Source organism: Burkholderia sp. Bp9143 (assembly GCF_003853645.1).
Classification (GTDB): Bacteria; Pseudomonadota; Gammaproteobacteria; order Burkholderiales; family Burkholderiaceae; genus Burkholderia.
Genome location: NZ_QTPO01000040.1, coordinates 1 through 21,035, shown reverse-complemented (window position 1 = coordinate 21,035; position 21,035 = coordinate 1). Strand labels below are relative to the sequence as shown.

Sequence of the window (21,035 nt, the reverse complement as noted above, 5' to 3'; positions counted from 1 at the left end):
AAATAGGGACGGCCGGCGCGTGGGGCGCAGCGGGCCGACGTTCAAAGGCGCTATTGTACCGTGCCGACGCCCCGGTTTCCGGCCTTCCCCCCGAACGCCCGATGCGACGGGCCGCCGCGTTGCCGGACCGGTCCGCGATTCTGCTGATTTCCCGCAAAGTCCGGCCGCGTAAGGGATTGGCCCCGCAGCTATAATGCCCGCCATGACTGCCCACCACACCTTCGACGTCGCCGTGGTCGGCGGCGGGCTCGTCGGCAAGACGGCCGCGCTCGCGCTGACCCAGTCCGGCTACAAGACCGCCTTGCTCGCCCAGCCGGCCACGCCGCGCCCCGCCGATCTCGCGTTCGACACGCGCATCTACGCGCTGTCGTCCAGCTCGCAGGCACTGCTGGAGCGGCTGCGGGTCTGGCAGGCGCTCGACCATGGCCGGCTCGCGCCGGTCTACGACATGCGCGTGTACGGCGACGCGCACGCGGAGCTGCATTTCTCCGCGTACCAGGCCTCCGTGCCGCAGCTCGCGTGGATCGCCGAATCGTCGCTGATCGAGACGTCGCTCGACGCCGCGCTGCGGTTCCAGCCGAACCTCACATGGTTCGATGCGCGCGCGCAGGGCTTCGACGTGCGCGCCGACGCGGCCGTGCTCACGCTGTCGTCGGGGCAAGTGCTCGAAGCGGACCTCGTGGTCGGCGCGGACGGCGCGCATTCGTGGGTGCGCTCCCAAATGGGGGCCAAGGTCGAGCGGCGCGATTACCGGCAGACGGGCGTCGTCGCGAACTTCAAGGCGTCGCTGCCGCACCGCGAGACGGCCTATCAGTGGTTTCACGAAGGCGAGATTATTGCGTTGCTGCCGCTGCCGGACGGTCACGTGTCGCTCGTGTGGTCCGCGCACACCGCGCATGCGGACCAACTGCTCGCGCTCGATCCCGCGCAACTCGCAGCGGAAGTCGAACGCGTGTCGCACGGTCAGGTCGGGACGCTCGAATGCGTGACGCCGGCGGCCGGTTTCCCGCTCGCGCTGCAGACCGTCGGCAAGCTGATCGCGCCGCGCGTCGCGCTCGTCGGCGATGCCGCGCACCTGATCCACCCGCTCGCGGGGCAGGGGATGAACCTCGGGCTGCGCGACGTCGCGGCGCTCGCTGATGCGATTGCGAACAAGGAAAGCTTCCGCAACCTCGGCGATACGGTGCTGCTGCGCCGCTACGAGCGTTCGCGCCGCGAGGACATCCGTGCGCTGATGGTCGCGACCGACGGGCTGCAGCGGCTGTTCGCGGTGCCGGGCTCGTTCGCGAAGGCGGTGCGCAACGCGGGCATGGCGTTCGTCGGCGCGCAGCCGCTCGTGAAGCGCTGGCTGGTGTCGGCCGCGCTCGGCTGATCGAACCTTCGCTCGCTCGGCCTGTCGGACAGGGTTCCGTTACGGCGTACACTGTGACGTGCACTCCGATTGAGCTGAAGGAACTACAGGATGAAAAAAACGATCCGCATCGCATCGCTGGCGCTGGCCGTCACGATGGCGACGCTCGGCTGCACCGCGCAGGCCGACCAAACCACCGACAAGCTGAAAGCCACCCTGCAAGCGCGTCTCGGCAGCGACGCGCCGATCAAGAGCGTGTCGAAATCGCCGGTTGCAGGCCTGTACGAAGTGAACCTCGGCACGCAGATCATCTATAGCGATGCAGCCGGCGACTACGTGCTGCTCGGCGATCTCGTCGACACCAAGACGCACAAGAACCTGACCGACGCGCGCCTGTCCGACCTCAACAAGATTGATTTCGCGAGCCTGCCGTTCGCCAACGCAATCAAGGTCGTCAAGGGCAACGGCGCACGCAAGATCGCGGTGTTCTCCGATCCGAACTGCCCGTACTGCAAGCGGCTCGAGACGACGCTGCAGTCGGTCGACAATGTGACCGTCTACACGTTCCTGTACCCGGTGCTGTCGCCCGATTCGACCGCGAAGTCGAAGGCGATCTGGTGCGCGACCGATCGCGCGAAAACCTGGGAGGGCTGGATGCTCGACCATCGCGTACCGACCGGCGCCGGCACCTGCGATACGACCGCACTCGACAAGAACCTCGCGCTCGGCCGCGGGATGAACGTCACCGGTACGCCGACGATCTTCCTGCCCGACGGCCGTCGCCTGCCGGGCGCGGTCTCGGCCGACCAGCTGAACCAGGCGCTCGCGTCGAGCAAGTAACCAACCGACACGCCGGGCCGCATGGCCCGACCAGCGAGGGGCGCCCGCGATCTCTGCCGGCGCCTCTCTTTGTTTCCGCCGCCGTATTCCGTTCGATTTCCGACCGATTGCCACGATGACCCAGCCGATCCGCTATTCGATTGCCCCGAAAGATCTTGCCGCGCACCTGTTCGAAGTGTCGGTGACGGTCACCGATCCCGATCCCGAAGGCCAGCGCTTCTCGCTGCCGGTGTGGATTCCGGGCAGCTACCTTGTGCGCGAGTTCGCGCGCAACATCGTGACGCTCGCGGCGTTCAACGACGCGGGCCGCAAGGTGCGGATCGCGAAAACCGACAAGAACACCTGGCAGGCCGCGCCGGTGAACGGCACGCTGACGCTGCGCTACGACGTGTACGCGTGGGATCTGTCAGTCCGCTCCGCGTATCTCGACGCATCGGGCGGCTTCTTCAATGCCACGGCGGTGTTCCTGAGCGTTGCCGGCCGCGAGGATACGTCCTGCGAGGTCGACATCGCGAAACCGGCGGGTCCGGCGTTTGGCACGTGGCGCGTCGGCACGTCGCTGCCCGAGGCGCGCGGCACCAAGCGCTACGGGTTCGGCGCGTATCGTGCATCGAACTACGACGAACTCACCGACCATCCGGTGACGATCGGCGAATTTGCGCTGGCGACGTTCGATGCGCACGGCGTGCCGCACGACATCGTGATCGCCGGGCGCGTGACGCAGCTCGACATGGAGCGGCTGCACACCGACCTGAAGCGCGTGTGTGAAGCGCAGATCGCGCTGTTCGAGCCGAAATCGAAGAAGGCGCCGATGGACCGCTACGTGTTCATGACGCTTGCGGTGAGCGACGGCTACGGCGGCCTCGAGCATCGCGCGTCGACCGCGCTGATCTGCAACCGTACCGACCTGCCGGTGAAGGGCCGGTCGGAAACGACGGAAGGCTATCGCACGTACCTCGGCCTTTGCAGCCACGAGTACTTCCACACATGGAACGTGAAGCGCATCAAGCCGGCCGCGTTCGTGCCCTACGACCTCGCGCGGGAAAACTACACGTCGCTGCTGTGGCTGTTCGAGGGCTTCACGTCCTATTACGACGACCTGATGCTCGTACGCAGCGGGCTGATGTCGCAGGACGAATATTTCGCGGCGCTCGGCCGTACCGTCGGCGGCGTGCTGCGCGGCACGGGGCGCCTGAAGCAGAGCGTCGCGGAAAGCTCGTTCGACGCGTGGATCAAGTACTACCGCCAGGACGAGAACGCGACCAACGCGATCGTCAGCTACTACACGAAGGGTTCGCTCGTCGCGCTCGCGTTCGATCTCGCGATTCGCGCGCAGACGCGCAACCGCAAGTCGCTCGACGACGTGATGCGTCTGCTGTGGCAACGCTACGGCCGCGAGTTCTATCGCGGCAAGCAGGCGGGTGTCGAGGAAAACGAGATCGAAACGCTGATCGAGGAAGCGACGGGCGTCGCGCTCGGCCGGCTGTTCGCCGACGCCGTGCATGGCACGCGCGACCTGCCGCTCGCCGAACTGCTCGCGCCGTTCGGCGTGACGCTCGCGCCCGAGGTCGCAGCTGGCGCGGCCGCGAAGCCGACGATCGGCGCGCGCCTGCGCGGCGGTGCGGACTGCTCGCTGGCGGCGGTCTACGAAGGTGGCGGCGCGCATCGCGCGGGGCTGTCGGCCGGCGACACGCTGATCGCGCTCGACGGGCTGCGCGTCACCGGCACGAACCTCGACACGCTGCTCGCGCGCTACCGGCCGGGCGACAAGGTCGAGGTGCACGCATTCCGCCGCGACGAGTTGCGAACCGCGAAACTGAAGCTGGACGGGCCGGAGGTTGCGCGTTACCGGCTCACGGCTGCCGCGAAGCCGGCCGCCGCGCACAAGGCCCGGGAAGCCTGGCTGAAGGGCTGAGTACGCCGAAGCGGGTTTCGGGGCGCGATCGTGGATTGTTCTGTTCCTGCAACAATCCGTCGCCCTGAACCCGCTTTTTCGCACCCATCCGGCCAAGCACAATGACGTCACTCGCGCTACCGAAGCGCAACCCAACCGGAGCCTGACATGACGACCATTCTGCAAATCAATTCCGCGGCGCGCTCGCAAGGTGCGCAGTCCACGCTGCTGGCCAACGAACTGACGGCAAAGCTGCAACAATCGAATCCCGGCGCGAAGGTCGTGGTTCGCGACCTGCTGGCCGATGCGCTGCCGCACCTCGACGAATCGGTGCTAGGCGCATTCTTCACGCCGGCCGACCAGCGCAGCGCGGAACAGAATGCGATCGTCGCGAAGAGCGATGCCCTGATCGCCGAACTGCAAGCCGCCGACATCATCGTGATCGGCGCACCGATGTACAACTTTGGCGTCTCGTCGCAACTGAAGACGTACTTCGACTGGATCGCGCGTGCAGGCGTCACGTTCCGCTACACCGAGAACGGTCCGGAAGGCCTGATCAAGGGCAAGAAGGTTCACGTGGTGACGGCCCGCGGCGGCAAGTACCTGGGTACGCCGAACGACAGCCAGACGCCGTTCCTGCGCACGTTCCTCGGCTTCGTCGGCATGACCGACGTGAGCTTCATCCACGCTGAAGGCCTGAACCTCGGGCCGGATGCGCAGAGCGCCGCGCTCGCTGGCGCACGCGAAGCGATCGCTGCCGCGTAAGGCCGGCGCGGGTGCGTCGCACCCGCTGCCTCGTCAGATGCAAAAACGCCGCGTCCCGAAAGGGGCGCGGCGTTTTTGCGTAGTGGGGACGAAAGCGGGAAGCGGAACCCGCTTACGCGAGCGTTTCGGCCACCTCCGGCAGGCGCCAGTCGATCGGCTCGCGACCCGCTTCGACCAGATAGTCGTTCGCGAGCGCGAAGTGGCGGCAACCGAGGAAGCCACGGTGTGCGGACAGCGGCGACGGATGCGGCGCCTCGAGCACGCAGTGCGCGTTCGCATCGAACAGCGCGCGCTTTGCCTGCGCATGCGCGCCCCACAGCATGAACACGAGCCCGCGATGGCGGCCGGCGAGTTCGCGGATCAGCGTGTCCGTGCATTGCTCCCAGCCGCGCTTCGCGTGGCTCGCGGCCGCGCCGCGCTCGACTGTCAGCACAGTGTTGAGCAGCAGCACGCCCTGGCGTGCCCAGGTGTCGAGGCAGCCGTGACGCGGCGCGTCGTGGCCGAAATTCGCGGCGATTTCCTTGAAGATGTTGCGTAGCGACGGCGGCGTGCGGACGGCCGGCGGCACCGAGAATGCCAGGCCATGCGCCTGCGGCGTGCCGCGGTCGTCGCCGTGGTACGGGTCCTGGCCTAGGATCACGACCTTCACGTCGTCCGGGCTCGTCAGGCGCAGCGCACGGAACACGTCGGTCGGGTAGACCGTCTTGCCGGCCGCGCGCTCGTCGTCGACGAAACGGCACAGCGGTGCATACGCGTCGCTGTCGGTGAAGGGTTTCAGCACGTCGCGCCAGACGGCCGGCAGCGCGTCGAATTGGGCGGCGAGGTGCGGGACGTCTGCCGTAACGGACTGCGGCGCGGCGGAAGCCGGCGCGGCTGCCGCGGCCTTCTTCGCGGGTTTGCGCCCGGAGGCGGCCGGCGCGGACGCCGGAGCGGGAACATCGTCCAGCGCCGTTTCCGGCACGGGATCGTCGAACAGCGACGCCTGCTGCGGCGTGCGGAGAGTCTTGCGGGTTGCCATGCGTGATGCGTATTTATTGCGCGCGCAGCCGGTAGCCGCGTTGCGCCTTGCTGATGTTTTCGGGGGCGAGGCCCGGCAGCGCTTGCTGCAGTTCGGCGGCGAGTGTCGCGAGCGCCGCTTCCGGGCCGTCGATCAGTTCGAGTTCGATTTCGCTGATCGGTTCGCGGCGCGTATCGTTTTCCGCCTGAACGAAGATCTCGCCGACGTCCACCGCGGCCTCGACGGTTGCGCCGCCGATTGCGATGCGCCACAGCGTACGCGAAAAATCCGTCCGGAACAGCGCGTGAAGTGCCGGCGCCGCGTCGCGCAGTGCAGCGGCAGCCTGCGGCACGTCGCACGCGGTGACGAGGGCATCGATTTCGAGCGCATCGCCGGCGACGGGCAACTCCCATTCATGGCGGCGATGCAGGCCGGCTTCCGCGCTGCCGACCGTCTTGAAGGTTTGCAGCCAGCCGTGCGGCGTGCGGCGCACGCGCACCGCGCTCTTCGAACGGGCCAGCGCGAGATCGGGCGTGTCGTAATAAACGTTCGCGAGCGCGATGACGTCGCCGGCTTCGCCGGTCAGTGTCTCGAAAAAGCGCCGCGCCGCATCGGCCTGGACGGCCGGCAGCGCGAGCTTGATTTCCTTTTCGATCGCCATCAGAAGAACATCCGCGCGAGTTCCTCGCCCGGCTGGTCGGCGCGCATGAACGCCTCGCCGACGAGGAACGCGTTCACGTTCGCCGCGCGCATCGTGTCGACGTCGATGCGCGACAGGATCCCCGACTCGGTCACGACCATGCGGTCCGGCGGAATCATGTCGAGCATGTCGAGCGTGGTCTGGATCGTCGTCTCGAACGTGCGCAGGTTGCGGTTGTTGATGCCGAGCAGCGGCGTCTTCAGCGTCAGCGCCTGTTCCATCTCGTCGCGATCGTGAACCTCGACCAGCACCGCGAGGCCGAGCGAGTGCGCATACGCCTCGAGGTCCTGCATCAGCGGCGTGTCGAGTGCGGCCGCGATCAGCAGGATCGCGTCGGCGCCCATCGCGCGCGCTTCGAGGATCTGGTACGCATCGACGATGAAGTCCTTGCGCAGCACCGGCAGCGTGCAGGCCGCGCGCGCTTCCTCGAGATAGCGGACGCTGCCCTGGAAGAACTGCTCGTCGGTCAGCACCGACAGGCACGCGGCGCCGTGGGCCGCATACGAGCGCGCGATGTCGGCCGGCACGAAATTCTCGCGCAGCACGCCCTTCGACGGGCTCGCCTTCTTCACTTCGGCGATCACCGCCGCGTGGCCGGCTGCCTGCTTCGCGCGCAGGGCGCCGACGAAGTCGCGCAGGTCGCGCGCCGATGCTTCCAGTTTCAATGCCTCGAGCGGCGTGCTGCGCATGGCCGCCGCGACTTCTTCGCGCTTGACGGCGATGATTCGGTCGAGAATGTCGCTCATGTGGGTTCCTGCTTGATTCGTAAAGGGGAGTCAGCGCTTGAACTGCTGCGTGAAGCGCACGAGTTCGTCGACCTTCGCGCGTGCCTTGCCGCTCGCGATCGCTTCGCGGGCGAGCTGGATGCCGTCCGCGATCGATTCGGCGATATTGGCCGCATAGAGCGCGGTGCCCGCGTTCAGCGTGACGATCTCGCGTGCGACGCCCGGCTGGTTGTCCAGCGCGCCGAGCAGCATCGTGCGCGATTCCTCGGCATTTTCCACCTTCAGCGTGCGGTTCGACACCATCTGAAGGCCGAAGTCCTCCGGATGGATCTCGTATTCGTGCACCTTGCCGTCGCGCAATTCGCCGACGAGCGTCGCGGCGCCCAGCGACACTTCATCCATCCCGTCCTTGCCGTACACGACCAGCACGTGCTGCGCGCCGAGGCGCTGCATCACGCGCACCTGGATGCCGACGAGGTCGGGGTGGAACACGCCCATCAGCTGGTTCGGCGCGCCGGCCGGATTGGTCAGCGGACCGAGAATGTTGAAGATCGTCCGCACGCCGAGCTCGCGGCGCACGGCCGCGATGTTCTTCATCGCCGGATGATGGTTCGGCGCGAACATGAAGCCCATGCCGGTTTCGGCGATCGACGCGGCAACCTGATCGGGCTGCAGGTCGATGTTCACGCCGAGCGCCTCGAGCACGTCGGCGCTGCCGGACTTGCTCGATACGCCGCGGTTGCCGTGCTTCGCGACCTTCGCGCCGGCCGCCGCCGTGATGAACATCGACGCGGTCGAGATGTTGAACGTATGTGCGCCGTCGCCGCCCGTGCCGACGATGTCGACGAAGTTCGAATTGTCCTGCACTTCGACGTGGTTCGCGAATTCGCGCATCACGGTCGCGGCGGCGGCGATCTCGCCGATCGTCTCCTTCTTCACGCGCAGCCCGGTGATGATCGCGGCCGCCATCACGGGCGACATGTCGCCGCGCATGATGAGCCGCATCAGGTGCAGCATCTCGTCGTGGAAGATCTCGCGGTGCTCGATCGTGCGTTGCAGCGCTTCCTGCGGGGTAATCGTCATCGTGTGTCTCCCGTCAGGCGGCCGGCGCGGCCGCACGGGCCGATGCGCGATTCTGCTTCAGGAAATTCTCGAGCAGCGCGTGGCCGTGCTCGGAGAGGATCGATTCCGGGTGGAACTGCACGCCCTCGATCGGCAGCGTCTTGTGACGCACGCCCATGATCTCGCCGTCATCGGTCCACGCCGACACCTCGAGGCAGTCGGGCAGCGATTCGCGTTCGATCGCGAGCGAGTGGTAGCGCGTGACGTCGAAATGCTTCGGCAGGTCGGCGAACACGCCGCGGCAATCCGTTTCGATCCGACTCACCTTGCCGTGCATGATGGTCTTCGCGCGCACGACGCGGCCGCCGAATGCCTCGCCGATCGCCTGGTGGCCGAGGCAGACGCCGAGGATCGGCTTCTTGCCCGCGAATTCGCGCAGCACGTCGAGCGTGATGCCCGCGTGCTGCGGGTTGCTCGGGCCGGGCGACAGGCAGATGGTGTCGGGATTCAGGCGCGCGATCTCATCGAGCGTGATTTCGTCGTTGCGGTACGTGCGCACGTCCTCGCCCAGTTCGCCGAAGTACTGGACCAGGTTGTAGGTGAACGAGTCGTAGTTGTCGATCATGAGCAGCATGGTCAGTCTCCGGTCAGAAGTCGCAATCGAGGCCGTCCTGGACCTGTTCGGCCGCACGCAGCACCGCGCGCGCCTTGTTCTCGGTCTCTTGCCATTCGGATTCGGGCACCGAGTCCGCGACGACGCCGGCCGCCGCTTGCACATACAGGTTGCCGTTGTGGATCAGGCCCGTGCGGATCGCGATCGCGAGATCCATCTCGCCCGAGAACGACAGGTAGCCGACGGCGCCGCCGTACAACCCGCGCTTGATCGGTTCGAGCTCGTCGATCAGTTCCATCGCGCGCACCTTCGGCGCGCCGGACAGCGTGCCGGCCGGGAACGTCGCGCGCAGCACGTCGTAGTTCGTCATGCCGGGCTTCAGCTTGCCTTCGACCGAGCTGACGATGTGCTGCACGTGCGAGTACTTCTCGATCACCATCTTGTCGGTCACCTGCACCGAGCCGATTTCCGCGATGCGGCCGACGTCATTGCGCGCGAGGTCGATCAGCATCACGTGCTCGGCGATTTCCTTCGGATCGTTCAGCAGTTCAGTCGCGAGTTCCGCATCGCGCTCGGGCGTGTTGCCGCGCGGACGCGTGCCGGCCAGCGGACGGATCGTGACGATCTGGTCTTCGCCGCGCTTTTCCTGGCGCACCAGGATTTCCGGCGATGCGCCGACCACATGGAAATCGCCGAAGTTGTAGTAATACATGTACGGCGACGGATTCAGCGAACGCAGCGCGCGGTACAGCGACAGCGGATTGTCGCGGTACGGCTTCGTCAGCCGCTGGCCGACCTGGATCTGCATCAGTTCGCCGGCCGCGATGTATTCCTTCGCCTGGCGCACGGCGGCCAGATAGTCTTCCTTCTTGAACTCGCGGAACGTCTCGGTGCGCACGCTCGCCGACGTGACGGGCGGCTGCACGGTCGTGCGCAGGCGCTGTTTCAGCTCGCGCAAACGCTGTTTGGCCTTCGTGTAGGCCTCGGGCTGGGCCGGATCCGAGTAGATGATCAGGTAGAGCTTGCCGGCGAGGTTGTCGATCACCGCGACTTCCTCGGTGAGCAGCAACTGGATGTCGGGCAGGCCGAGATCGTCGCGCGGCGCGGTGTTCGCGAGCTTCTTCTCGATGTAGCGCACCGCATCGTAGCCGAAATAGCCGGCGAGGCCGCCGCAGAAGCGCGGCAGGCCCGGGCGCTGCGCGACCTTGAAGCGTGCCTGGAACGACTCGATGAATTCGAACGGGTCGCCGTCGTGCGTCTCGACGACCTGGCCGTCGCGCACCACTTCGGACACGCCGTTGCGGGTGCGCACCAGCGTGCGGGCGGGCAGGCCGATGAACGAATAGCGGCCAAAGCGTTCGCCGCCGACCACCGACTCGAGCAGGAACGAGTTGGCGCCCGCACGTTCAGGCTGGGCCAGCTTCAGGTAGAGGGACAGCGGCGTTTCGAGGTCGGCGAGCGCTTCCGCGATCAGCGGGATGCGGTTGTAGCCTTCGTTCGCAAGCGATTGGAATTCGAGTTCGGTCATGTTCCGGTCCTGTTCGGGACGAGCGGCGGCGTGCGCCAGGGATCACTTGACGCTGCGCGGGCTGCCGTCGGCGAAAGGGCGGTCGATCGAGAAGTGCCTGTTGCCGGCCGGCTTTCCGGGCGTGAACGTCGCGAGCCTGCGGCCGATCCTGAACGCAAGCGTTCGGACGCGGTGGAACTCGAGGTGGTGCGACGATCGGCGCGCGGATGCGCAGCGAGATAAAAAACGGCGCTGAAGACGTGCCTCAGCGTACCTCATCGAAGAGGTTAGCGCGACCAGCGACGCCAGGGCCAGGCTCCCCGGTCGATGCTGCTCAGACTCCGTTTTTTATTCAGAAACATGCGGATGGAAGAAATAATCAGACGGTTGGCCGGCCGGCGTTGTGCGCGGTGATCGCGCGGGCTGCGACCAGCAACGAATCGACTATACCATCCGAATTTATCGTTTGTATAGCTTTGCCGTGGTTGTAGCCGTATGGCACCGTCAGCGTCGCCATGCCGGCCGCGCGGCCCGCCAGCGCGTCGTTTTCCGAGTCGCCGATCGCGACCGCCGCGTCCGGCGCGACGCCGAGCGCGTCGCAGGCCGTCAGCATCGGCAGCGGATCGGGTTTCTTGCGCGCGACGCTGTCGCCGCCGAGCACGATGCCGAAGCGATCGATCAGCCCGTATTGTTCGAGCAGCTCGACCGCGAAGCGGTGCGGCTTGTTCGTCACGCACGCGAGCCGGATGCCGGCTGTGCGCAACGCGTCGAGGCCGGTTGCGACGTCCGGATAGAGACGCGTGTGGCGGCCGTTGATCTTCGCGTATTCGGTCTGGTAGATCGCGAGCGCATCGTCGAAGCGCGCGTGCGCTTCGTCAGGCTTGAAGCGCGGCTTCAGCACGCTCTGAATCAGATGCTCGGAGCCCTTGCCGACGTAGCCGATCACTTCGTCACGCGACGTGGCTGGCGCGCCGAGCTGCGCGAGCATCCCGTTCAGCCCGGCCGTGAAATCGTCGGCCGTGTCGACCATCGTGCCGTCGAGGTCGATCAGTGCAGCGTCGATGCGCGTCGTCGCGAAACGGATCGTGCCGTCGACTGTGGCCGGTGCCTGACCGGCCAGCGAGGAGTCGGCCACGGCGTCAGCTCCGCTCGACGGCGGCGAGCGCGGCGCGCATCTCGTCGATCACCTTGCGGTAGTCGGGCTTGCCGAAGATCGCCGAACCCGCGACGAAGGTGTCCGCGCCGGCCGCCGCGATTTCCGCGATGTTGTCGGCCTTCACGCCGCCGTCGACCTCGAGCAGGATCTCGCGGCCGGTGCGCTCGGTGTATGCGTCGATGCGGGCGCGCGCCTCGCGCAGCTTGTTCAGCGTTTCCGGAATGAACGACTGGCCGCCGAAGCCGGGGTTCACCGACATCAGCAGCACGAAGTCGAGGCGATCCATCACGTGGTCGAGATAGTTCAGCGGCGTTGCCGGGTTGAACACGAGGCCGGCCTTGCAGCCGTGATCGCGGATCAGCGACAGCGTACGGTCGATGTGGTCCGAGCCTTCCGGGTGGAAGCTGATCAGGTTCGCGCCGGCTTTCGCGAAATCGGGCACGATCCGGTCGACCGGGCGGACCATCAGATGCACGTCGATCGGCACCTGCACGTGCGGGCGGATCGCCTCGCAGACGAGCGGGCCGATCGTGAGGTTCGGCACATAATGGTTGTCCATCACGTCGAAGTGAATCCAGTCGGCGCCGGCGGCGACCACGTTGCGGACTTCTTCGCCGAGCCGTGCAAAGTCGGCCGACAGGATGCTGGGAGCGATGCGGAATTGAGTCATGACAGGGGAGCGGGGACGCAGCGGCGCAAAACCGCCATTCTACCGTCCGGCGACCCGGTGCGCGGCGACGGGCCGTGCGGTTGCGGCCCGATTCCGCATAGAATGCCGAACCAGTGCGGCGCGCCCGCGGCCCTGCCGCTCGAGTTGGCGCGGGCGGTTACCTACAGCGGAAACACCATGAGTCAGTATCAGTTCACCGTTTCGGTGAAAACCAGCTACTTGCCGGAACAATCCGACCCCGATCGACGTCAATACGCATTCGCGTACACGCTGACCATCCGCAATACCGGGCAGGTCGCGGCGCAGCTGATCGCGCGTCACTGGATCATCACGGACAGCGAAAACCACGTGCAGGAAGTGAAGGGGCTCGGCGTCGTCGGGCACCAGCCGCTGCTGCAGCCGGGCGAACAGTTCGAATACACGAGCTGGGCCGTAATCGCGACGCCGGTCGGCACGATGCGTGGCGCGTACTTCTGCGTGGCGGAGGACGGCGAGCGGTTCGACGCGCCGGTCGATGAGTTTGCGCTGCACATGCCGCGCACGCTGCATTGAGTTGAGCGTGCGCGGCCGGTCAGCGTGGCTGGCGGTCGTTGCTGCGGGCGTGCTTCTTCCTGCCCGACGACGTCCACACGACGATGAAGATCAGCAGGGCAAGCGCTACGAAAGCCTCGAGCGCGAAGATGAGCATCGGATATTGGTCGAGAAAATCTGACATGGCGGTTTCCATCAAGAACGGACATTGTATGTGGTTTGGGCCCCGGGTGGCCGGCTGGGTTGCGGCGGCCGCGACGGCAGCGCTGCTTGCCGCGTGCGGCGGCGCGCCGACGCGGACGTCGACGCTCAAGCCGCCGACCGGCGCGGCGATCGTGCCGGGGCAGGTCGCCGCGAAGCGGCTGACGCCGGTTGCATGGCAGCAGGTGCCGGGCTGGCAGGACGATTCGCTGATCGGCGCGACGGCCGCGCTGCGGCAGAACTGCGTGCGGCTCGCGCGCCAGCCCGCGTGGCAGCGCGCCTGCTCGGCCGCCGATCGCCTCGACGAGCTCGACGTCAGCAGCGCGCGTGCATTCTTCGAAACGTATTTCACGCCGTTTCAGCTGGCGAACACCGACGGCACGCTCGACGGGCTCGTGACCGGCTATTACGAGCCGCTGCTGCACGGTTCCCGCGTGCGTCGCGGTCCTTACCAGTACGCGCTGTACCGCTGGCCGGCCGGCTATCGCGCCGGCGCCGCGCTGCCCGCTCGCGCGCAGCTCGAGCGCGCCGGCGTCCTGACCGGCAACGAACTCGTGTGGGTCGACGATCCGATCGAGGCGTTCTTCCTGCAGGTGCAGGGTTCGGGACGCGTGCTGCTCGACGACGGTTCGGTGATGCGGGTCGGCTTCGGCGGCACCAACAACCAGCCGTATCGCTCGATCGGCAAGTGGCTGCTCGATCGCGGCGAGCTGACGCCCGCTCAGGCGACGATGCAGGGCATCAAGGCGTGGGCGAAGGCGAACCCGACTCGCGTCGACGCGTTGCTCGACACGAATCCGCGCTTCGTGTTCTTTCGCGACATGCCGACGAAGGAAGATGCACCGCACGGCGGCGCGGACGGCCCGATCGGCGCGCTCGGCGTGCCGCTCACGCCGGAGCGTTCGATCGCGGTCGATCCGTCGTCGATCCCGCTCGGCACGCCCGTGTTCCTGCAGACCACGCGTCCGCTGACGAATACGCCGATGAACCGGCTCGTGTTCGCGCAGGACACGGGTTCCGCGATCAAGGGCGGCGTGCGGGCCGACTATTTCTGGGGGCTCGGCGACGACGCCGGCGATCAGGCCGGACGGATGAAGCAGATCGGCCGGATGTGGCTGCTATTCCCGAACTCGTGATACGCGGTGGTGCCGGCGTACGTGTGTAGCCGGGCATCGAAACGAAACAGCCCGATCGGTGGTTGGCCGGTCGGGCTGTTTTTTTGGGGGGGCACGCGCGATTGCCGTTGCGCGCGGTGGTCGGGCACCGGCGCGTATCAGCCCTTGCGCTTGTCGATCACGCGACGTGCCTTGCCGACCGAACGCTCGATCCCGTTCACGGGCAGCACGTTGATCACGGCCGTCACGCCGATCAGCGACTTGATGTCGTGCGCGAGCGCCTGCTTGGCCGCGTGGATCGCCGCCGTGTCGGGGGCCGTTTCAGGACACGGCTCGACGTTGAGCGTCAGCACGTCGAGCGGACCTTCCTTCGTCAGCACGATCTGATAGTGCGGCGCGAGCGCGCGCTGCTTCAGCAGCTGTTCCTCAATCTGCGTCGGGAAGACGTTGACGCCCCGCACGATCATCATGTCGTCCGAACGCCCGGTGATCTTTTCCATCCGGCGCATCGTGCGTGCGGTGCCGGGCAGCAGGCGCGTGAGGTCGCGGGTGCGGTAGCGGATAATCGGCAGCGCTTCCTTCGTCAGCGATGTGAAGACCAGTTCGCCGAGTTCGCCGTCCGGCAGCACTTCGCCGGTCTCGGGGTCGATGATTTCCGGATAGAAATGGTCTTCCCAGATGGTCGGGCCGTCCTTGGTTTCGACGCATTCCGACGCGACGCCTGGGCCCATCACCTCGGACAGCCCGTAGATGTCGACCGCGTCGATTCCCATCCGCTGTTCGATGGCCACGCGCATGTCGTTGGTCCACGGTTCCGCGCCGAAGATGCCGATGCGCAGCGAGCTTTGTGCGGGATCAAGGCCCTGGCGCTCGATCTCGTCGGCGATCGATAGCATGTAGCTCGGCGTCACCATGATGATGTCGGGCCGGAAATCCTGGATCAGCTGCACCTGCTTCTCGGTCTGGCCGCCGCCGAACGGGATCACCGTCAGCCCTGCTCGTTCGGCGCCGTAGTGTGCACCGAGCCCGCCGGTGAACAGCCCATAGCCGTAGCTGACGTGGACCTTGTCGCCGCGTCGCGCGCCGGCCGCGCGGATCGAGCGCGCGACGAGATTCGCCCACGTGTCGATGTCGCGCGCCGTATAGCCGACGACGGTCGGCTTGCCTGTCGTGCCCGACGACGCGTGGATGCGCGAGATCTGGTCCTGCGGCACCGCGAACATCCCGAACGGGTAGCTGTCGCGCAGGTCGCTCTTGGTCGTGAACGGGAAGCGCGACAGATCCGTGAGCGTCTTCAGGTCGTCGGGATGCACGCCCGCTTCGTCGAATTTGCGGCGATAGACGGGGGAGTGCTCATACGCATGCCGGAGCGACCATTTCATGCGTTCGAGCTGCAGCGCGGTCAGCTCGTCGCGTGAAGCGGTCTCGATCGGCTCGAGCGGTAGGGGGGTAGTCATGCCTGTCTCCAGTGATATTGTTATCGGCGAGCCGTGGACGTCAGCGATCTTCCGGGAGGACTGTGCCCTTGATCTGGGCTGATTTGCCGCGAAACATCGCGACCGTTTCGCCTGTCTGGTTCGTGACGCGGATGTCGTAGACACCATGCCGGCCGCTGCGCGTCTGTTCGATCGCCTCGGCCGTCAGGAGGTCGTTGCCGTATACGGGACGCAGGTATTCGATCGAGCAGCCCGCCGCAACGGTATTCAGGTTGTATGAGTTGCACGCGAACGCGAACGTCGAATCGGCGAGCGTGAAGATGATGCCGCCATGGCAGGTCTGGTGCCCGTTCAGGAATTCCGGCCGGACGCGCATTTGCAGGCGTGCGTAGCCGGCGCGCACTTCGGCGATTTCCATGCCGAACGCGCGGCTGCAGGCGTCCGCGTCGTACATGGCCCGCGCCGTCGCACGGGCGAGCGCATCGGGGTCGAGCGTGTCGGTGGAGGTGGTCATGTCAACGCCCCTCGAAGCGCGGCGCGCGCTTCTCGATGAACGCCTTCACGCCTTCCGCGTAGTCGTACGACTGGCCGAGCTTGCGCTGCAGGTCGCGCTCGAGGTCGAGCTGCTGGTCGAGCGTATTCGTGACGCTGTCTCGCATCGACTGCTTGATCGACGCGATCGCGAGCGTTGGCTGCTGCGCGAGCTGGTTGGCGACCTGACGGACCGACGCGGCGAGCGCATCGTCGTCGACGGCGCGCCAGATCAAGCCCCACTGTTCGGCTTGTTCGGCGCCGAGCTTGTCGCCGGTCAGGGCGAGCCCCAGCGCGCGTGCTATGCCGACGCGTTGCGGCAGGAACCATGTGCCGCCCGAATCCGGCACGAGCCCGATCTTGACGAAGGCCTGGATGAAACTGCTCGAGCGCGCGGCGAACACGATGTCGCAGGCGAGCGCGAGATTCGCGCCGGCGCCGGCCGCCGTGCCGTTGACGGCGGCGATCACCGGAATCGGCATGCGTTGCAGGCGGCGGATCAGCGGATTGAAATGCTCGTCGATCAGCGTACCGAGGTCGGTGGACGCGCCCGGCGTGAAGTCGAGGTCGGCCAGGTCCTGGCCTGCGCAGAAGCCGCGCCCCGCACCCGTCAGGGTCAGCGCACGCGCGCCGGCCGTCTCGACTTCATCGAGTGCCGACTGCAGTTCACGGTGCATTGCCCGCGTAAAGCTGTTCAGCTTGTCCGGACGGTTGAGGGTGATCGTGGCCACGCTGGCAGCCTGATCGATATCCAGCTGGATCGCCTGATATGACATGCAGTGTCTCCTTCATGACTTCGTTATAGGCGCGCGGTGCGTCGGTTACACGCGTTCGATGGCGATCGCGATGCCTTGGCCGACGCCGATGCACATCGTACAGAGCGCAAAGCGGCCGCCCGTACGCTCGAGTTGGTGAAGCGCCGTCGTCACGAGCCGGGCGCCCGATGCGCCGAGCGGGTGGCCGAGCGCGATCGCGCCGCCGTTCGGGTTCACGCGAGGATCGTCGTCGGCGACGCCGAGCATGCGCAGCACCGCGAGACCTTGGGACGCGAACGCCTCGTTCAGCTCGATCACGTCGAACTGGTCGATCGTCATCCCGAGCTGGCGCAACAGTTTCTGCGTGGCCGGCGCGGGGCCGATGCCCATCACGCGCGGCGCGACGCCGGCGGTCGCCATGCCGACGACGCGTGCGCGGCGGCGCAGCCCGTATTGATCGGCGGCTTCCGCGTTGGCGAGCAGCAGCGCGCATGCGCCGTCGTTGACGCCCGACGCGTTGCCGGCCGTCACCGAGCCGTCCGGGCGCACGACGCCCTTCAGCTTCGCGAGCGCTTCGAGCGACGTTTCGCGCGGGTGCTCGTCGACGGATACGACGAGCGCGTCGCCTTTCTTCTGTGGAATCGTCACCGGGACGATTTCCTCGGCGAGCGTGCCGTCCTGCTGCGCGCGCGCGGCCTTCTGCTGGCTGCGCAGCGCGAACAGGTCCTGGTCGGCGCGGCTGATGTCGTAGTCGACCGCAACGTTCTCGGCCGTCTCGGGCATCGAATCGACGCCGTATTGCTGTTTCATCAGCGGATTGACGAAACGCCAGCCGATCGTCGTGTCGAAAATGGCGGCCTGACGCGCGAACGCGCTGGCGGCCTTGCCCATCACGAACGGCGCGCGCGTCATGCTTTCGACGCCGCCCGCGATCATCAAGCGTGCCTCGCCAGCCTTGATCGCGCGCGCGGCGGTGCCGACGGCGTCCATGCCCGAGCCGCACAGCCGGTTCAGCGTCGTGCCCGGCACGGCGGTTGGCAGGCCCGCGAGCAGCGCGGACATGCGCGCGACGTTGCGGTTGTCCTCGCCGGCCTGGTTCGCGCAGCCGTAGATCACGTCGTCGATTGCGGACCAGTCGACGTTGCGGTTGCGTTCGATCAGCGCCTTGAGCGGCACCGCACCGAGATCGTCGGCACGAACGTCTTTCAGGGCGCCGCCGTAGCGGCCGATGGGGGTGCGAATCGCGTCGCAGATGTAGGCGTCGGTCATGGGAGTGTCGATGTGCAACGAACCCGCCGGTTGGCGGATTCGTTCATGGTAGAGAACGTGACAGCGTTTGCACGTCGGCCATTCGGGTTATGCCGTCTGGCCGGCTTCCGCAGGCACGGCCTTCGGCGCAACATGGACGCGGCTTTGCACTACGCGGAACCGATTGGCGACGAACGCCGGGTCGGCCAGCGCCGCGTTGGCGGCCGGGTTCGCGCCGGTGCCGTGGAAGTCGGAGAATGCGGCCGACTGGTTGACGAACACGCCGCCCGTCAGGTTGATCGACAGCGCGACACCGCCACGCACCGCCGCATCGTGCGCAGCATCGAGGACCTTGTCGTCGGTGCTGTAGACGGAGAGCGTCAGCGCGCCATGCTCCGCGGCGATTTCGCCGGCCAGGTCGAGCGACTGCGCGGTCGAGTCGGTCGCGATCACGAACGAGATCGGGCCGAACCACTCCTGCGTGAATTTTGCGCGGTCGGCCACATCGAGCTGCAGCACGAGCGGCGTGCGCACACGAGCGTCAACGAACGTCGGGTGCTGGAGCGTCTGGCTGTCGGCGAGCACGCGGCCGAGCGTGCGGGCATCGTCGATGCGTGCGGTCACGCTGTCATTCTGGATCGCGCCGATCAGTTCGACCGAGCGCGCCGGGTCGCCGGTCAGTTTCTGCACGGAGACGGCGATTGCCTGGGCGACTTCGTCGAAGCTCGCATGGCCGTCCGCCGTCCGGATGCCGTCGCGCGGCACATAGATGTTCTGAGGTGCCGTGCACATCTGGCCGGAGTACAGCGCCAGCGAGAACGCGATGTTCTTGGCCGCGGCCTTCAGGTCGTCGGTCGAGTCGATCACGATCTGGTTGACGCCCGCCTTCTCCGTATACACCTGTGCCTGATGGGCATGGCGTTCGAGCCACGTGCCGTTTTGCGTGCTGCCGGTGAAGTCGATCAGCTTGATTTCAGGACGCAGCGCGAGGTCCTGCACGAGGGCGCCGTCGTTAGGCTCGGTCGCGAGGAGCGTGACGACGTTCGGATCGAAGCCGGCTTCGCACAGTACGTCGCGGGCGATGCGGACCGTGATCGCGAGTGGCAGGATCGCGCCCGGGTGGGGTTTGACGATCACCGTATTGCCGGTCGCCAGGTCGGCGAACAGGCCGGGGTAGCCGTTCCAGGTCGGGAACGTGCAGCAGCCGAGCACGAGGCCGGTGCCGCGCGGGACGATCGTATAGCGCTTGTGCATCGCGAGCGGCGGGTTCTTGCCTTGCGGCTTCTCCCAGTGCGCATCCGCGGGGATGCGACGCAACTCGTCCCATGCGTAGGCGACGGCTTCGAGCGCACGATCCTGCGCGTGCGGGCCGCCGGCCTGGAACGCCATCATGAACGCCTGGCCCGTCGTGTGCATCACGCTGTAGGCAATCTCGAAGCTCGCGCGGTTCAGCCGCGCGAGGATTTCGAGACTGACGCCGATCCAGGCGCTCGGGCCGGCTTCGCGCCACGTACGCTCGGCAGCGGTGGCCGCGGCGATCAGCTCGTCGGGTGTCGATTTCGGATAGCGGATGCCCAGCGCGATTCCGTACGGCGACTGCTCTGCGCCGACGGTGCCGGCCGCCGGCTGGTCGAGCACGAACGTGTTGCCGAGGTGTGCCTTGAACGCCGCTTCACCATCGGCGTTGGCGCTTTCCCCGTACACTTTGGGACTCGGCATTTCCGCGAAAGGGCTCCAGTACCCGCGGCTCTCGATGGCGGCGAGGGCGTGTTTCAGCGTGTCTTCGTGCTTCGTGAACAGTGCATGGGTCATGACGGCGGCCTGATGGACGTTGAGAAGGGTTGGATCGATTAATTAACCGACCGGTTGGTCGGAGAATGGTAGCATCAAACTATTCGCATGTGCGAGGCGTTTCTCATTTCATTGATCGAGGAGAAATAGATGTCTTACGAGAACATCCTGGTGGAGACCCGGGGGCGAGTCGGGCTGGTCACGCTGAATCGTCCGAAGGCGCTGAATGCGCTGAACGATGCGCTGATGGATGAGTTGGGTGCTGCGCTGAAAGCGTTCGATGCGGACGACGAGATTGGTGCGATCGTCGTGACGGGGAGCGAGAAGGCGTTCGCTGCCGGGGCCGACATCGGCATGATGGCGACCTATTCCTATATGGATGTTTACCGCGGCGACTACATCACCCGTAACTGGGAAACCATCCGCGAGATCCGCAAGCCGATCATCGCTGCCGTGGCGGGATTCGCGCTCGGCGGTGGCTGCGAGCTCGCGATGATGTGCGACATCATCTTCGCGGCGGATACGGCCAAGTTCGGCCAACCCGAGATCAAGCTGGGCGTGATGCCGGGCGCGGGCGGCACGCAGCGCCTGCCGCGCGCGGTGTCGAAGGCGAAGGCCATGGACATGTGCCTGACTGCGCGCTTCATGGATGCGGCCGAGGCGGAACGGGCGGGGCTCGTGTCGCGGGTGCTGCCGGCCGACAAATTGCTCGACGAAGCGATTGCTGCTGCGACGACGATTGCCGAGTTTTCACTGCCGGCAGCCATGATGGTCAAGGAGTCGGTGAACCGCGCGTACGAGACGACGCTGGCCGAGGGCGTTCATTTCGAGCGTCGTCTGTTCCATTCGCTGTTCGCGACCGAAGATCAGAAGGAAGGGATGGCTGCATTCGTCGAAAAGCGAAAGCCGGTATTCAAGAATCGCTGATTCGCGGCTGCTGCCTAGCGAGCGACGGATGTTGGTCGCCGGCGTGATCGCCCGGTGCAACGAACCCCAAGCCCCCGTGCGCGGTAGCGCACGGGGGCTTTTCAAAATATTTTCACAAAGGGGGTTGCGCAGACGGGGACGGGTGCTTAGAATCACGCCTCTTTCGCGCTAACGGAAACGCGGCGCGGGAGGAAGAAGGGAAGCGGTGCGGTTGAGGGCA

The 21,035-nt window shown here is 66.5% G+C and carries 21 protein-coding genes; 7 read left to right on the top strand and 14 right to left on the bottom strand.

Translation table 11 applies throughout. The features are described 5' to 3' along the window. The first annotated feature begins 193 nt into the window (after nt 1-193). From DIE23_RS26810 to DIE23_RS26795, 4 genes are all read left to right on the top strand, one after another. Entirely contained in the window at nt 194-1,372 is a 1,179-nt protein-coding gene (locus tag DIE23_RS26810) for a UbiH/UbiF family hydroxylase (RefSeq protein WP_124614882.1), read from the top strand. Between the two features lie 90 nt (nt 1,373-1,462). Further along, nucleotides 1,463-2,191, top strand: coding sequence for a DsbC family protein (locus tag DIE23_RS26805; RefSeq protein WP_124614881.1), 729 nt, complete (start codon nt 1,463-1,465; stop codon nt 2,189-2,191). 115 nt (nt 2,192-2,306) lie between these two features. After that, entirely contained in the window at nt 2,307-4,106 is a 1,800-nt protein-coding gene (locus DIE23_RS26800) for a M61 family metallopeptidase (protein ID WP_124614880.1), read from the top strand. A gap of 147 nt (nt 4,107-4,253) precedes the next feature. Further along, complete coding sequence (locus DIE23_RS26795) at nt 4,254-4,850, top strand: FMN-dependent NADH-azoreductase (protein ID WP_124614879.1); 597 nt, start codon at nt 4,254-4,256, stop codon at nt 4,848-4,850. A 112-nt stretch (nt 4,851-4,962) separates the two neighbouring features. On the opposite strand, the gene DIE23_RS26790 is transcribed toward DIE23_RS26795, so the two are convergent. The 8 genes from DIE23_RS26790 to rpe form a co-directional block, all read right to left on the bottom strand. Further along, nucleotides 4,963-5,868, bottom strand: a complete 906-nt coding sequence (locus tag DIE23_RS26790) for a uracil-DNA glycosylase (RefSeq protein WP_124614878.1) — start codon at nt 5,866-5,868, stop codon at nt 4,963-4,965. Nucleotides 5,869-5,881: 13 nt separating this feature from the next. After that, the gene (locus DIE23_RS26785) at nt 5,882-6,508 is read right to left on the bottom strand and encodes a CYTH domain-containing protein (RefSeq protein WP_124614877.1); all 627 of its coding nucleotides are present in this window, start codon (nt 6,506-6,508) and stop codon (nt 5,882-5,884) included. Beyond that, the gene (trpC, locus tag DIE23_RS26780; protein ID WP_124614876.1) at nt 6,508-7,293 is read right to left on the bottom strand and encodes an indole-3-glycerol phosphate synthase TrpC; all 786 of its coding nucleotides are present in this window, start codon (nt 7,291-7,293) and stop codon (nt 6,508-6,510) included. The genes DIE23_RS26785 and trpC overlap by 1 nt, the downstream gene beginning before the upstream one ends. A gap of 30 nt (nt 7,294-7,323) precedes the next feature. Continuing rightward, nucleotides 7,324-8,355 (bottom strand): anthranilate phosphoribosyltransferase, encoded by a 1,032-nt coding sequence (gene trpD / locus DIE23_RS26775; RefSeq protein WP_039318793.1) that lies wholly within the window; start codon nt 8,353-8,355, stop codon nt 7,324-7,326. Nucleotides 8,356-8,368: 13 nt separating this feature from the next. Further along, on the bottom strand, nt 8,369-8,968 hold the full coding sequence (locus tag DIE23_RS26770; RefSeq protein ID WP_124614875.1) for an aminodeoxychorismate/anthranilate synthase component II: 600 nt from the start codon (nt 8,966-8,968) through the stop codon (nt 8,369-8,371). Between the two features lie 13 nt (nt 8,969-8,981). Further along, nucleotides 8,982-10,475: an anthranilate synthase component I gene (trpE, locus tag DIE23_RS26765; protein WP_124614874.1), complete on the bottom strand. Its 1,494-nt coding sequence runs from the start codon at nt 10,473-10,475 to the stop codon at nt 8,982-8,984. Nucleotides 10,476-10,833: 358 nt separating this feature from the next. Continuing rightward, on the bottom strand, nt 10,834-11,589 hold the full coding sequence (locus DIE23_RS26760) for a phosphoglycolate phosphatase (RefSeq protein WP_124614873.1): 756 nt from the start codon (nt 11,587-11,589) through the stop codon (nt 10,834-10,836). Nucleotides 11,590-11,593: 4 nt separating this feature from the next. Next, complete coding sequence (gene rpe / locus DIE23_RS26755; RefSeq protein WP_077178447.1) at nt 11,594-12,280, bottom strand: ribulose-phosphate 3-epimerase; 687 nt, start codon at nt 12,278-12,280, stop codon at nt 11,594-11,596. Nucleotides 12,281-12,457: 177 nt separating this feature from the next. On the opposite strand from rpe, the gene apaG reads away from it, so the two are divergent. After that, complete coding sequence (apaG, locus tag DIE23_RS26750; RefSeq protein WP_057924835.1) at nt 12,458-12,832, top strand: Co2+/Mg2+ efflux protein ApaG; 375 nt, start codon at nt 12,458-12,460, stop codon at nt 12,830-12,832. Nucleotides 12,833-12,851: 19 nt separating this feature from the next. On the opposite strand, the gene DIE23_RS40380 is transcribed toward apaG, so the two are convergent. Then, nucleotides 12,852-12,995 carry a hypothetical protein gene (locus tag DIE23_RS40380; protein WP_240462024.1) on the bottom strand — a complete coding sequence of 48 codons (144 nt, stop codon included), beginning with the start codon at nt 12,993-12,995 and terminating at the stop codon, nt 12,852-12,854. Nucleotides 12,996-13,023: 28 nt separating this feature from the next. On the opposite strand from DIE23_RS40380, the gene DIE23_RS26745 reads away from it, so the two are divergent. Next, on the top strand, nt 13,024-14,148 hold the full coding sequence (locus DIE23_RS26745) for a murein transglycosylase A (RefSeq protein WP_260436172.1): 1,125 nt from the start codon (nt 13,024-13,026) through the stop codon (nt 14,146-14,148). Nucleotides 14,149-14,285: 137 nt separating this feature from the next. On the opposite strand, the gene paaK is transcribed toward DIE23_RS26745, so the two are convergent. From paaK to paaN, 5 genes are all read right to left on the bottom strand, one after another. Then, nucleotides 14,286-15,584 carry a phenylacetate--CoA ligase PaaK gene (paaK, locus tag DIE23_RS26740; protein WP_124614871.1) on the bottom strand — a complete coding sequence of 433 codons (1,299 nt, stop codon included), beginning with the start codon at nt 15,582-15,584 and terminating at the stop codon, nt 14,286-14,288. A gap of 40 nt (nt 15,585-15,624) precedes the next feature. Then, the gene (gene paaI / locus DIE23_RS26735; RefSeq protein WP_185640894.1) at nt 15,625-16,077 is read right to left on the bottom strand and encodes a hydroxyphenylacetyl-CoA thioesterase PaaI; all 453 of its coding nucleotides are present in this window, start codon (nt 16,075-16,077) and stop codon (nt 15,625-15,627) included. Nucleotide 16,078: 1 nt separating this feature from the next. Further along, entirely contained in the window at nt 16,079-16,870 is a 792-nt protein-coding gene (gene paaG / locus DIE23_RS26730; protein WP_124614870.1) for a 2-(1,2-epoxy-1,2-dihydrophenyl)acetyl-CoA isomerase PaaG, read from the bottom strand. Between the two features lie 45 nt (nt 16,871-16,915). After that, nucleotides 16,916-18,118 carry a 3-oxoadipyl-CoA thiolase gene (pcaF, locus tag DIE23_RS26725; RefSeq protein ID WP_124614869.1) on the bottom strand — a complete coding sequence of 401 codons (1,203 nt, stop codon included), beginning with the start codon at nt 18,116-18,118 and terminating at the stop codon, nt 16,916-16,918. Between the two features lie 87 nt (nt 18,119-18,205). Next, nucleotides 18,206-19,909, bottom strand: a complete 1,704-nt coding sequence (paaN, locus tag DIE23_RS26720; protein ID WP_124614868.1) for a phenylacetic acid degradation protein PaaN — start codon at nt 19,907-19,909, stop codon at nt 18,206-18,208. Nucleotides 19,910-20,038: 129 nt separating this feature from the next. Between paaN and DIE23_RS26715 the strand changes: the two genes are divergently transcribed. After that, nucleotides 20,039-20,815 (top strand): enoyl-CoA hydratase, encoded by a 777-nt coding sequence (locus DIE23_RS26715; RefSeq protein ID WP_124614867.1) that lies wholly within the window; start codon nt 20,039-20,041, stop codon nt 20,813-20,815. The last annotated feature ends 220 nt before the right edge of the window (nt 20,816-21,035 follow it).